At 41.0% G+C, this 12,751-nt stretch carries 11 protein-coding genes; 3 read left to right on the top strand and 8 right to left on the bottom strand.

What is annotated here, in order from left to right; genetic code table 11:
• Positions 1 to 176: 176 nt before the first annotated feature.
• From ACFFRD_RS27260 to ACFFRD_RS27295, 8 genes are all read right to left on the bottom strand, one after another.
• Entirely contained in the window at positions 177 to 1,127 is a 951-nt protein-coding gene (locus ACFFRD_RS27260) for an amino acid ABC transporter substrate-binding protein (protein WP_392478675.1), read from the bottom strand.
• Positions 1,128 to 1,278: 151 nt separating this feature from the next.
• Positions 1,279 to 2,646, bottom strand: a complete 1,368-nt coding sequence (locus tag ACFFRD_RS27265; RefSeq protein WP_392478677.1) for an NAD(P)/FAD-dependent oxidoreductase — start codon at positions 2,644 to 2,646, stop codon at positions 1,279 to 1,281.
• 44 nt (positions 2,647 to 2,690) lie between these two features.
• Complete coding sequence (locus tag ACFFRD_RS27270; protein ID WP_114080708.1) at positions 2,691 to 2,936, bottom strand: hypothetical protein; 246 nt, start codon at positions 2,934 to 2,936, stop codon at positions 2,691 to 2,693.
• Positions 2,937 to 2,973: 37 nt separating this feature from the next.
• Complete coding sequence (locus ACFFRD_RS27275) at positions 2,974 to 3,639, bottom strand: heme-copper oxidase subunit III (protein WP_392478679.1); 666 nt, start codon at positions 3,637 to 3,639, stop codon at positions 2,974 to 2,976.
• 106 nt (positions 3,640 to 3,745) lie between these two features.
• Positions 3,746 to 5,428 (bottom strand): cbb3-type cytochrome c oxidase subunit I, encoded by a 1,683-nt coding sequence (locus ACFFRD_RS27280; protein ID WP_392478680.1) that lies wholly within the window; start codon positions 5,426 to 5,428, stop codon positions 3,746 to 3,748.
• Positions 5,418 to 6,338, bottom strand: coding sequence for a cytochrome c oxidase subunit II (locus ACFFRD_RS27285; protein ID WP_392478682.1), 921 nt, complete (start codon positions 6,336 to 6,338; stop codon positions 5,418 to 5,420). Before ACFFRD_RS27285 ends, ACFFRD_RS27280 begins: the two co-directional genes overlap by 11 nt.
• A gap of 24 nt (positions 6,339 to 6,362) precedes the next feature.
• On the bottom strand, positions 6,363 to 6,956 hold the full coding sequence (locus ACFFRD_RS27290) for a DUF2231 domain-containing protein (RefSeq protein ID WP_392478685.1): 594 nt from the start codon (positions 6,954 to 6,956) through the stop codon (positions 6,363 to 6,365).
• The gene (locus ACFFRD_RS27295) at positions 6,953 to 7,447 is read right to left on the bottom strand and encodes a DUF2231 domain-containing protein (RefSeq protein ID WP_392478686.1); all 495 of its coding nucleotides are present in this window, start codon (positions 7,445 to 7,447) and stop codon (positions 6,953 to 6,955) included. The genes ACFFRD_RS27290 and ACFFRD_RS27295 overlap by 4 nt, the downstream gene beginning before the upstream one ends.
• A gap of 625 nt (positions 7,448 to 8,072) precedes the next feature.
• Between ACFFRD_RS27295 and ACFFRD_RS27300 the strand changes: the two genes are divergently transcribed.
• The 3 genes from ACFFRD_RS27300 (at position 8,073) to ACFFRD_RS27310 (ending at position 12,554) form a co-directional block, all read left to right on the top strand.
• Complete coding sequence (locus ACFFRD_RS27300) at positions 8,073 to 8,885, top strand: SDR family oxidoreductase (RefSeq protein ID WP_392478688.1); 813 nt, start codon at positions 8,073 to 8,075, stop codon at positions 8,883 to 8,885.
• Positions 8,886 to 9,143: 258 nt separating this feature from the next.
• Complete coding sequence (locus tag ACFFRD_RS27305; protein ID WP_392478689.1) at positions 9,144 to 10,082, top strand: cation diffusion facilitator family transporter; 939 nt, start codon at positions 9,144 to 9,146, stop codon at positions 10,080 to 10,082.
• A gap of 75 nt (positions 10,083 to 10,157) precedes the next feature.
• Positions 10,158 to 12,554, top strand: a complete 2,397-nt coding sequence (locus tag ACFFRD_RS27310; RefSeq protein ID WP_392478690.1) for a glycoside hydrolase family 15 protein — start codon at positions 10,158 to 10,160, stop codon at positions 12,552 to 12,554.
• The last annotated feature ends 197 nt before the right edge of the window (positions 12,555 to 12,751 follow it).

Below are 12,751 nucleotides of genomic sequence, written 5' to 3' on the forward strand. Positions count from 1 at the left end.
GACTAATGACGGTCTACACGGAAAATATTGCAATACATCACTTTGCAACTAAATGAGGTAAGGAACCAAGGATTCACAAATCAAATTATTCTTCTCCCTCCTGCCTCAAAACCAGTGACTTTGTGCCTCATGCAAAAGAAAACTGCTGTATGTAGGCGCGTTAGCTTAACTACAACCTACAAATCTTTCTGGGGAATATCTTCGTGAAACTCTATCATCAATTGCATGGTTTCCACAGCTAAATCACGTAAGTCTCGATTTAGAAATACAACACCTTGAGAACCAAACCAACGGTCAAAAATTGCAACATATTTGGGGTTATCGTTGACAAATCCTTGCATAAACTTGACGAGGGAATAGTTAACTGAATCGAGGAATTTAGAGTTATTCTCAGGAACCATACAAGCAATTCCTTCTCGTGAATAGGGACGAGGAGGTGCGATCGCAAAACTATCTTGATTTTTTGCTGTTTGTAACCATCCCTCTAAAAGAATGCTATCGGATGCAAAAGCGTCAATTTTACCCTGTTCCAAAGCCGCAAATCCTTCTGCTCTAGCCTTAAAATATACAAGTTTGGCTTGGGGTTGTATCTGCTTGATGGCTTGTTCGTTGGTAGTTCCAGCCAGCACACCCACACGCTTGTTAATGAGAGATTCAGGCGAACCTAAATTGCTGTCCTTCTTAATTAAAATTTGCGTACCTGTGACACCATAGCTGATTGAAAAATCAACCTTTTTATCTCGTTCCCAAGTAAAACTACTAGCATCACAGATAATATCAACTTGTCGATTAATTATCTTGGGAATTCTTTCTGCTGGGGTAACTCCAACTAATTTAAGTTGAATTTTCTTGCCTAATTCTTTTTCTAACTGCTTCTGGATCAAAGTCAGCATATCCACAGAATAACCAATCAATTTTCCTTGACTGTCAGAATATGCAAAGGGTAAAGCATCTCTACTTGTACCTGCCGTTAATATTCCTGTCCGCGCCACTTTTTGCATCACAGTTTCTGCCCCTGCAACACCAGGTAGGGATGCTGATAATATCAAACCGAATATCGCACTATATATCTTCGACTTAGTAAAAGCAGGTAAACACGAGAGATTTATTTTAGTACTAACAAACATATTCAAATATTTGGGCTTCCACAGTATCAAAGTAAAAAAATTATCTCTGTGAATTGCCAAGTAAGCAGTTCTAGAAATGATTCTTCACATTAGAGACTTAAAGGAAACCTTTGTACTGGCAATTTACCTTGTATTAAAGGAGATTCCCTACCTACTCTTTTTTATCCTCATCTCCCAACATTTTCAGTAATTTTCTCGCAGCTAGAATACCTACAACTCCTGCGCCGACTATTTCCGCTGCTTGCACCACTTTTTTACCGACATCATGAGGGTCAAGGTGGTGATGGAAAATCTCTTCATCCACCCATTCCGTTGTTGCTTTAAAGTCGTGAATTGGTGTTGGTAATAGCGTTAAATAAGTGCCTTGACGGATTAAATGCCCAGATTCGCCTGCAACTTCAAAAACATTGAAAAGGTTAGCAGCAGCATCATTTATCCCCAATTTCAAAAGGGTTCCCCGGATGTTAACCTTAACAGGTTTGAGTTCTTCTCCTAGAGCGATCGCTTTCAAATTGTGGGCAATATTGGCTCCTTGCTGATAAGCCACTTGAGCCGTAGGCGGTAGCGAATTATCCTGAACTGCTGCACAATCACCACCGACAAACACTTCTGGAAAATCAAGTAATTGTAAGGTGGGAGTAACTAAAGGGCGATCGCGACGATCTCGATGTTCTTTAGGAATTGGCAAATCTTTAATCAGTGGATGGGTAGAAGTGCCAGCAGTCCAAACTGTAGTATGGGTGGCTAGCGTCTCAATTTGATCGTTACGCTTATATTGAATTGAGGTGGAACCAATAGCAGTAGCTTCTGCTTCCACAATCATCTCTATTGACACAGCACGTTTATTCAATTCCCGTTCGGCAATTTCACGCAATGGGTTATTTATATCGCCATCAAGGATTTCTTTACCATGATTGAGTAGTACTACACGAATTTCACTTGAATTTCCTCCCAAAGCGCTATACCAATGTGGGAGAAAATCAGCTAGAGTTGCTGCCATTTCCACACCACTTGCACCACCACCAACGATGACTACTGTTAATAGTTTTCGGCGTTGTTCTAAATCTTCAGTTTGGACGGCTTTGTGCAAACAGTCACGTAAATGTCGCTCAAGAGCGATCGCATCTGCTTGTGTCCAGAAAGGAAAGGCATTAACATTCGCACCTTCAACTTGATGATAGCCAGTAACGCTGCCCAAAGCTAATACTAAATTGCTGTAATTATAGGAGTTTCCCGAAGTTAATTTAACTTCCCGTTGATGCAAGTCTATCGATTGCACTGTATCTTGCACAAAGATGACACCACTACCTTTAAGTAGTTCCGAAAAACGCGGGACTACTTGAAAGGTATCCATTTCACCATCGAAATATTCATATAATAGCGGCTTAAAGCAAAAGCGCTCGTCTTTATCAATCAAGATAACAGAACGAGGATAATGTTCGTGAGCTAAATGTAAGGCTGTAAATAGCCCTGCAAAACCACCGCCGACAATCACAGTTTGATAAACTGGGCTGTTCATAAAATCCCTCGCAAATCTTGTTAAATCAGATAATAAAAGCTTTACTAGATGAATAAAAACAAAGCTATCAAAATAGCACTGAGGAACACAGCAAATGCAATAGCATATTCAACTCTCTGACTAAAAAATCCGACAGCAGCAATCAGAGCGATCGCTAGCCCAATAATGCCAGCATATTGCTCTTTTTGTAATCCGCGTGCAATTAATGGATCTTGGACTGGTGCTGGAGTTTCTTGAATTGTTTTTAGGGTACGTTCTGAGGCTGGTATTTCTTGCAAGAATAGATTCATCACATTACTCCTTAAAATATTTGGATTTTGAATTTTTTTATGCTCGCCAAAGGTAGAGAAGCGAGAAAAGAAAGACCCAAACTACATCAACAAAGTGCCAAAAAAGAGTAGTCGCACTTGTCCCGAAGTGAGTTTTATTATAGTTGCCTGGGATGAATGAACGAATCAGCATAATTATCTGAAGCACAACACCAGCCAGGACGTGTAGACCGTGGAAGCCTGTTAATAAGTAAAATGTCGAACCAACTAACCCTGTAGTAATCTTGAAATCGAGATTTTTCCACTCAATTAACAGACCAACTAAGAAGTAACTTCCCATTGCGATCGTTATTAACCATAGCCAACGAAATTTCGTGAGTTGATTACGCTTGAGGGCATTTTCTGCTGGTTGAATGACAAAGCTACTAGAAAGTAATACTACCGTATTAATAACCACAATTGTAGACAATTCTGGACCCGAAATACCGGGTGGCAGCCAATTTTTATTAGTCAGTCGTAGAGCAACATAAGTAAAGATAAAACTCAAAAAGATGATGCTTTCTGATAGCAGGAACACGGTAAATCCGAACATTCCTTTTCCATGATGATCTTCATGGCTACCGCCACCACTTGGTAAGAAGCGCTGTAACCAATTTGGTAAGCGTCGCCGCCATAAATCAAAACGGATTGGACTTTCATCTATATGAATAGTGCGACGTTGCATAATTCAATTGGGGAATTGGGCATTGGGAATTGGGAATTGGGAATTGGGATTAGAGATTGAAGAATTTATAACTATTATTTCCTTCCCAGTCACCATTTCCCAGTCCCTACTGAAACTCACCATTATTAGAATCTTCGATTACTGAGTACTTTGGATTGCCATAGTCATAAGGTGGTCTTGTGACAATTGGAATCTCTTCAAAGTTATCTCGCGGAGGTGGTGAAGAGGTTGTCCATTCCAATCCACTAGCGTGCCAAGGATTGTCAACTGCACGCGGCCCATAAAGCCAAGAGCCTACTATGTTAGCAATAAAAGGCAGGGTAGATGCTCCTAGTAAGAATGAAGCCAAGCTAGCGATGACGTTCCATCCTTGATACTGTGGGTCGTAGGAAGAAACTCGGCGTAGCATCCCTTGTAACCCTAATGGGTGCATGGAGAAGAAGGTAATATTGGCAGGAATAAAGGTCAGCCAAAAATGCAATTTGCCCCAACCCTCAGCATACATTCTTCCAGTTATTTTGGGAAACCAGTAGTAAATTGCCGCGAAGATTGCCATTGTGATCGTGTTAAAAACGATGTAGTGGAAGTGTCCCACAACAAAGTAGGTATTATTAACGTGGATATCAAAGGGCGTGGCAGCAAGCATTACACCAGTAACACCGCCAAAAATAAACATGGCTGCACCTCCCATCGCAAACAGCATTGGTGTCTCTAGATGTAGCTTGCTTCTCCAAATTGTGGCAGTCCAAGCGAAGGCTTTAATACCAGTGGGTATGGCAACTAACATTGAGGTAGCCATGAAAGTCATCCGCATCCAACCAGGGGTTGCACTGGTGAACATGTGATGTGCCCAAACGAAAATGCTGATCGCAGCAATACCCAAGGTGGCGATCGCCACTGACCGATAACCAAATAGGGGATTGCGAGAAAATGCAGGCAGAACCTCAGCAAAAATACCGAAGGCTGGTAGTGCCATGATATAAACTGCTGGGTGAGAGTAGAACCAAAATAGATGTTGATAAATGATCGGATCGCCATTCCCATCCGGTTTAAAGAATTGTGTACCAAAGGATAGGTCAAGCAACAACAGAATCAATGCACCCGTCAAGGCAGGTAAATTAATCAGTTGCAATAACTGGGCACTGAGAACCGACCAAACAAACACAGGCATCCGAAAAAATGTCATTCCTGGGGCCCGCATCCAAAAGATGGTTGTCACAAAGTTGACAGCCCCCATGATTGAAGAGATGCCTATCAAAACTAAACTGACTATCCATAAAAATTCACCGTTAATCAGTTCACCGCCTGGGATTTGCAGACTAATTGGTGGATAAGACCACCAGCCAGATTGTGCAGTCCCATTTGGCAGGAAGAAGCTAGATAGTAGTAAAAGACCTGCGGGTGGCAAAATCCAAAAAGAGATGGCGTTGAGCAGGGGAAAAGCCATGTCCCGCGCTCCAATCATTAACGGTACTAAATAGTTAGAAAGCCCTGCATTGAAGGGAATAATCCACAGGAAAATCATGATTGTCCCGTGCATGGTGAACAAACCGTTATAAAGCGGGCGATCGACCAGATTCGATTCTGGGGTGAGCAACTCAGCCCGGATCAACATCGCCAACAGCCCGCCAATCAGGAAGAAAATGAAGGTCATCACCATGTACTGAATTCCAATCACCTTATGATCGGTGTTGAAACTGAAATATTCCCGCCAATTATTACCCTCTTGGTTCTGATAATTTTTCGATTCTCGATCCCCGGTAATATCTTGACTAAAATCATGTGTCATTATTTTGCTTCCTTTTATTGGCAATGCCAGGTTGAGCAGGTGTGACGGTATACCAGCCGCTATTAAACAATGTTTTTGGTGGTTGGATATTTTCGGCAACTGCCTGATTTACAGGGGTTTGTTCGCTATTAGCAGTTTGCGTGAGCCACTGATTATATTGATTGAGGGATTCAACGTATACATCCGTTTCCATTAAGGCAAAGTAAGTACCGCTAAATTGAGAATCTTTCAGCCGATATTTGCCTGCACGAATGGGCGTTAGCACAATATCAATGTCGCGTCCTGGAATAATATCCTGCTTTAAGCGAAACTCAGGGACGTAGAAACCGTGGATTACATCCTGCGCTTGCAGATTTAAGCGAGTGCTGCGATTGATCGGTAGATGCAGTTGATTGCTAGTAACATTATTTGGATAACGAAAAGACCAATCCCACTGCTTAACGAAAACATCAATAGTTTCAGATGCAGGTTTAGGGACATCGCTGACGGTTTCGGCATAAGCGGGTGCAGATTCTAGGGGTGTATGCAAATGCACGATTTGCTTTAGACCTAAAATATTTAACTGCTGATAAATATTGAAGCTTTGAAAGGCAATCCACACTACTAACAAAGTCGGGGTTGCTGTCCACAATATTTCTAGCCTCGCATCACCTCTAGAAGGGTGTCCCTCGGTGTAGTCTTCTGGGGGGGCGCGATGGAATGCGATCGCATAAACCATAACACCAACTAACCCAAGTAAGATGAATACTCCAATTGAGACTAAGAAGCTAAATAAATCATCTACCCGTTGTGCTTCTGCGGTAGCTTGCGGAGGCATCCAAGAAAACGCTTGTTGCCCAATCCAGCGACTGACGACGAGCAACACTGCTACATAAACCGCTATTAATACATATTCAAAAACACTAAACATAAAATTCGATAAATTCTCGTTTAATTATTTGCTGTAAACATTTTTAGAAATGGTATTAGCAGCAGTAACATGAATCCCAAATTCTTCTCCCAATTGCGCCCCCAAAGTTCCGTGGACGAATAATATGCCTAGCATCGCAATCCCTGCTAACAAGTAACTCCACTGCACCTGTCTGGAAGCATCCTTCCGCCAGCGATAGCGTTGCAAACCTCTCCATACAGTCATGGCGACAATAATCCCCAACAGCAAAACGCCACCCAAACCATGTAAAAGCATCGTCCAACCAGCACTCAATCCCCAAGCGCTCTTTTGATCGACTGGTGGATTTGCCAAAAGTAGCTCAAAAAAACCAGTCGCAACCGTGAAAAATGTGATACCTGCTGCTGCTATGAGGTTGTACCAACCGACATCAAAAAAGCTAGAACGGATGGCAGCTAATCCCAAAAATTTGAAAATAGGTTTTTCTAAAGAAAACAACACTCCTGCTATATCAAAAATGATGGCAATGATGAACAAACCCAGCGTTAGATGCACCAACTGCGGATGTATAGGAATCTCGTAGGGTAATCCGTTAGCACCCAGGCGCAATCTCAACTGCTCAATCAGTTGCGAGTTCATGGTGAAACTCCCTGTTTCAAAGCTTGAACTACAGGCTCAACGTGCAACCCATACACCCAAAACAGTTTACTCCCCAAATACACTTGCAAAAACACTAGGCAGACTAACAATGTTGCAGCCCCAAGGTAAGCTGGTGGTACTTTTCGGGGGCTACGGTTGCGAATCACAAAACGCCAAGCTGCGATCGCGGCAACCATCGCCCCCAGTGACCAACCCAAGACGGTATGATAATTCAGTGTTGACTGGGCTGCTTTTTCAGCTTGTGCTAGTCCTGCTTCAAACTGGCCAAAGATAATCGCGATGAAAATTGCGATCGCAGCAACAAACATATTCCAAAAACTCACCTCAAATAAACGCACGTTGCGGGTGAAATAGCCTAGAACATCACACACGAAGGAAAAAAGCACCATTGCAATCACAAAGTGAACGATAATTGGGTGCAAAGGATCGGGGTATGGTAAATTTTGGCTATTCAGAGACAGAGCAGGCATCGCTTTTTTCCTTATAAGTCTAAGTATTTAGATAGATGCTATCCGCCTAACGCATCATTCATATTGTCAAGAATGCTAGTGCTAAAGCCGCATATCAAGTAATTAAAAAAGATTTCAAAAAACGTGATACATTTAAAATTTAAAAACATATTTTGAAATCAGAATTTTCTCGTATTTACTATTTTTTATTAATTATTTATTTAAACATAAAAACTAATCACAATAGCTAGACTTTTCGTCTATTTAGTATACCGATCGATATCAACTCAAACTGATAAACTAGCTTGCTCTGAATATACCATAAATTATTGTTCAGATTGAAATAGCCTTGAAATCTATAACTTAATAAATCTTACAAATAAAGACATAGTATTGTCACAAGAATGACAAACAATTAAAATATTGGTCAGTAAAAGAATATACTTTTTCTCTTTCTCTGGATAGATTAGGAAAATACTAAGTTCTCTTAAAATACTAAAAGATTTTGTTAGTCTCATCGATATTTTAACGATTTGATAATCTAAATTTGCTCAGGCAATACTACGCGAAGCAAGCAAAATTATCATATTATGCAAGTCTTCAGCCACTTACAAAGAATACACGTTTGAAAAGTATTGAAAGCATTATGAGCTATTCCCCTTACCTGCTTAAAGGTCAAAAAGCACTGGTGACAGGTGCTAGTTCTGGGATTGGTGAAGCCATTGCTCGCAATTTGGCTGCATCAGGTGCAGCAGTAGCCATCAACTACCATTCTGAAGCTGAATCAGCCCACAAAATTGTTGATGATATCAAAGCTAATAATGGAGAAGCATTCGCTATTCAAGCCGATGTCAGCAAAGAAGACCAAGTAAAAGCGATGTTTAGCAAAACGCTTCAAGAATTTGGCACTATTGATATTTTAGTAAGTAATGCTGGCATTCAAAAAGATTCAGCATTTATCGATATGACCATTGAGCAATGGAATGCAGTTATTGGGATAAATCTGACGGGACAATTCTTGTGTGCTAGGGAAGCTGCAAAGGAATTCTTACGTCGAGGTGTGAAGCCTAATATTTCTTGTGCAGCAGGTAAAATTATTTGTATGAGTTCCGTGCATGAAGTAATCCCTTGGGCAGGTCATGTTAATTATGCTACTAGCAAAGGTGGTATTAATATGATGATGAAAAGCATTGCTCAAGAACTAGCTCCCCACAAAATTCGCGTTAATAGTATTGCTCCTGGTGCTATCAAAACCCCAATTAACGAATCAGCTTGGGATACTCCCGAAGCAGAAGCAAAGTTACTAAAACTGATTCCGGCGAAACGTGTAGGAAATGTTGAAGATATTGCTAAAGCAGCAGTTTGGTTGGCTTCTGATAACTCCGATTATGTTAACGGTACAACACTATTTGTAGATGGTGGCATGACCTTGTATCCAGGATTTACGGAAAATGGTTAAAGGTAATACCAATTTAATGTGAAGCTGCACTAAATGAGTAACTCTCTATTCTTGGCGCTCTTCTCTTCGAGACGCTTCGCGTTCACGTAGTGTCTCGAAGAGAAGGCGTACTTGGCGGTTCGTTTAATATTCTGTGCAATGAGTCTCATAGTAAAGCTATCTTATACCTTCTGATAGTTTACTTTTAACTGTCAGACACGAGATTGTATGTGGGATGCACGATGCACCTAAGTTTCTGGATAGCTCTTATTTACGCTCATGGCAACTGATTCATCTAAAAAAACAATCTTTGCAGCGATAGGGTCTAATTTAGCGATCGCAATTACTAAATTTATAGCCGCCTCCATTACTGGCAGTTCCGCCATGATTTCTGAGGGAATTCATTCAGTTGTAGATACAGGCGACCAACTTGTACTTTTGCTAGGACTGCACAGAAGCCAAAAACCAGCAGATGATAGCCATCCCTTTGGATATGGTCAAGAACTTTATTTCTGGACTTTTATCGTTGCTATCCTGATCTTTGCAATTGGTGGCGGGATGTCAATTTATGAAGGAATTACTCATTTAATTAACCCCAGCCCTTTAGAAGATCCAATATGGAATTATATTGTATTGAGTATGGCAATAATATTGGAAGGCTTTTCTTGGACTGTAGCTTTAAAAGAATTTTTGCCGACCAAGGGTAAGGAAAATTTTTGGCAAGCAATCAAAAATAGTAAAGACCCAACAGTATTTACAATATTATTTGAGGATACTGCTGCAATTTTAGGCTTAATTGTGGCTTTGATCGGAATTTTTTTAGGGCATTTATTTAATAATGTTTATTTTGATGGTATTGCCTCTATTATTATTGGTATTATCTTGTCTATAGTAGCAGTCTTACTAGCTAGAGAAAGTAAAGGATTATTAGTTGGTGAAAGTGCTAATCCTCAAACTATAGCCAATATCCGTTCTTTATCAAAAACAGAACCAGGGGTACAAGAAGTTATTCGAGTACTAACAATGCAACTTGCTCCACAAGAAGTATTACTCAACTTAGAAATCCAGTTTTCTAAAAATCTCACAGGCGAAGAAATAGCATTAACTGTAGAACGTTTAGAAATAAAAATTCGCCGAAAACATCCTGAAATAAAACAAATTTTTATTGAAGCAAAGTCTTTAGCTGCTACTCGCAAATATTCTCAACCTTTCAATTGAAGGAGAATTTTGTTTCGATAAATATCAACTACAGCATTTCCAAATAGCACTCAAAGCTTATCGGCACAATCAATTATGGTAAAGATTATTGGTCAAGCACAGGCTTTTGGTTCACCAGGTATCGAGCCTCGATGGACTCATGCCAATAAAGATGCAGTCGGAACAGCTTATTTTACCTCTAGTCGGGTTTGGTTTACTGTTTGCAACGGTGTTGTGACAGAAGTCTACCACCCCACAGTAGACAGACCCCAAATTCGAGATTTGCAATATCTAATTTCTGATGGCAAAAGCTTTTTCCATGACGAGAAACGGCATCTGGAATCAAAAGTTGAACAGATGTGGACTCATGGTTTAGGATACCGCGTCACTAATTCTGATCCACAAGGGCGTTATGCTGCGATCAAAGAAGTGATTGCTGACCCCCATTTCTCCTGTATTTTACAACATACAAAGTTAATAGGAGAGAGCGAGTTTATCTCGCAACTCCAGCTATACGCTTTGTGTGCGCCACATTTGGAAGTTGGCGGCAGAGGTAACAATGGTTACGTCATAGAAGTTGCTGGACATCGGATTCTAACGGCCGAGAAAGCAGGAAGATGGATGGTGCTAGGTGCAACGGTTCCCTTTACCCGTCTTTCATGTGGTTATGTTGGTCAAAGTGATGGGTGGACAGATTTAGCTGATAATTTCCAGATGGATTGGGAGTTTGACAGTGCTTTGGATGGCAACATTGCTTTGACTGGACAACTAAATCTAAATGAGAGTCACGAGTTCACTTTGGGACTAGCATTTGGTACAACTCTGCACAATGCAATTTCCACACTGTTTCAGTCGCTAAATATTCCTTTTCAACAGCAGAAGCAACATTATATCGAACAGTGGAAGCGATCGCGCCAAGGCATCAAACCATTAGAAAATATTTCATTCGATGATGGCAACTTGTATCACCACAGCATTAGTCTGCTTTTGGCCCATGAAGACAAAACTTATCCAGGTGCTTTAATTGCTTCCCTAGCAATTCCTTGGGGTGAAGCCAAAGACGACCAAGACCAAGGGGGATATCACCTTGTCTGGACGCGGGATATGGTTAGCAGTGTATCAGGTTTATTGGCTGCTGGGGAAACTGAAACAGCAGTGCGATCGCTAATTTATCTGGCCACGAGTCAGCAGGAAGACGGCGGTTTTGCCCAAAATTTCTGGGTTAATGGGGAACCTTACTGGAAGGGTATTCAACTAGATGAAGTGGGATTTCCCATTTTACTAGCATGGCTACTGCACCAACATAAAATACCACTGACCTTTGATATTTATCCCATGATTTTACGGGCAGCAGGTTATTTAATTCGTCATGGCCCAGCCACCCAACAAGAACGCTGGGAAGAAAACAGCGGCTATTCACCTTCTACACTGGCATCTAATATTGCCGCTTTAATCTGCGCTGCTCAATTTGTTCGTGAACGTGGAGATGAAGCAACAGCACAATTTATCGAAGAATACGCCGATTTTTTAGAATGTCACGTTGAAGCTTGGACAGTTACTACTGAAGGTACTCTTGTTCCTGGCATCAATCGCCATTACATTCGCATTACTCCTACAGATATTAATAATCCTCAACCCAGCGAAAATCCTAATCAGGGAACTATTTTGATTAGCAGTCAGCCTCCTGGTGAACCAGCAGAATTTCCTGCGAAAGAAATTGTGGATGCAGGCTTTCTGCAACTGGTACGCTATGGAATTCGTAAACCTGACGATCCGATTATTGTTGATTCCGTCAAAGTAATTGATGCAGTTTTGAAAGTAGATACACCCGTTGGGCCTTGTTGGCATCGTTACAACCACGACGGCTACGGACAGCAAGAAGATGGCAGTCCTTACACTGGTTGGGGTAAGGGACGCGCTTGGCCTCTCTTGACAGGAGAAAGGGGACATTATGAATTAGCTGTTGGTGGTGATGTCAAAACATATATCAAGGCAATGGAAGGATTTGCTTCAAACACTTGTTTGCTACCAGAACAGGTTTGGGATGAAGCGGATAAACCTGAAAGCCATTTGTATTTAGGAAAACCAACAGGTTCCGCCATGCCTTTAATGTGGGCGCACGCAGAGTATATCAAGCTGCTACGCTCAAATCATGACAATCAGGTGTTTGATTTTATCCCAGAGGTAGCGAATCGCTATTTAGGCGAAAGACAAGAGTGCAAATTATTGGAAATGTGGAAGTTTAACCGTCAAATAGACAAAGTTAAAAAAGGTTATACATTGCGAATTCATGCTTTAGCTTCTTTCCGGTTGCATTGGTCGCAGGATAATTGGCAAACCGTAAAAGATACACCTTCGACTGCCACAAAATTAGGAGTAGACTTTGTAGATATCTCTGTTTCAAATAACCAACAACAGCCAATAACCTTTACCTTTTTCTGGATTGAAAGTAGCAAATGGGAACAGCGAGATTATACAGTTTTAGTTGAGTAATTAGTCTTTCCAGAAAACATAATTATTATATGGCTAAGATTTAATTTTTTAAAAATACCTCCTTCGTACAACTCAAAAAGCCTTTTTGCCTATTGCCTCTTGCCTTCCCACGCAAGTAACTTAAACAATCAAAGCGGAAATTCTAGAAAACTTTCCTCAACGATCTCAAATTTTATGATCAGCCAATTTTCTAGTTG

The organism is Nostoc sp. C110, from assembly GCF_043099725.1.
GTDB lineage: Bacteria > Cyanobacteriota > Cyanobacteriia > Cyanobacteriales > Nostocaceae > Nostoc > Nostoc muscorum_A.

Bases quoted from the DNA above. Each gene is read 5' to 3' on its own strand.
- ACFFRD_RS27260 (WP_392478675.1), bottom strand. From the start codon at position 1,127: ATGTTTGTTAGTACTAAAATAAATCTCTCGTGTTTACCTGCTTTTACT.
- ACFFRD_RS27270 (WP_114080708.1), bottom strand. From the start codon at position 2,936: ATGAATCTATTCTTGCAAGAAATACCAGCCTCAGAACGTACCCTAAAA.
- ACFFRD_RS27305 (WP_392478689.1), top strand. From the start codon at position 9,144: ATGGCAACTGATTCATCTAAAAAAACAATCTTTGCAGCGATAGGGTCT.
- ACFFRD_RS27310 (WP_392478690.1), top strand. From the start codon at position 10,158: ATGGTAAAGATTATTGGTCAAGCACAGGCTTTTGGTTCACCAGGTATC.
- ACFFRD_RS27265 (WP_392478677.1), bottom strand. From the start codon at position 2,646: ATGAACAGCCCAGTTTATCAAACTGTGATTGTCGGCGGTGGTTTTGCA.
- ACFFRD_RS27280 (WP_392478680.1), bottom strand. From the start codon at position 5,428: ATGACACATGATTTTAGTCAAGATATTACCGGGGATCGAGAATCGAAA.
- ACFFRD_RS27295 (WP_392478686.1), bottom strand. From the start codon at position 7,447: ATGCCTGCTCTGTCTCTGAATAGCCAAAATTTACCATACCCCGATCCT.
- ACFFRD_RS27285 (WP_392478682.1), bottom strand. From the start codon at position 6,338: ATGTTTAGTGTTTTTGAATATGTATTAATAGCGGTTTATGTAGCAGTG.
- ACFFRD_RS27275 (WP_392478679.1), bottom strand. From the start codon at position 3,639: ATGCAACGTCGCACTATTCATATAGATGAAAGTCCAATCCGTTTTGAT.
- ACFFRD_RS27290 (WP_392478685.1), bottom strand. From the start codon at position 6,956: ATGAACTCGCAACTGATTGAGCAGTTGAGATTGCGCCTGGGTGCTAAC.
- ACFFRD_RS27300 (WP_392478688.1), top strand. From the start codon at position 8,073: ATGAGCTATTCCCCTTACCTGCTTAAAGGTCAAAAAGCACTGGTGACA.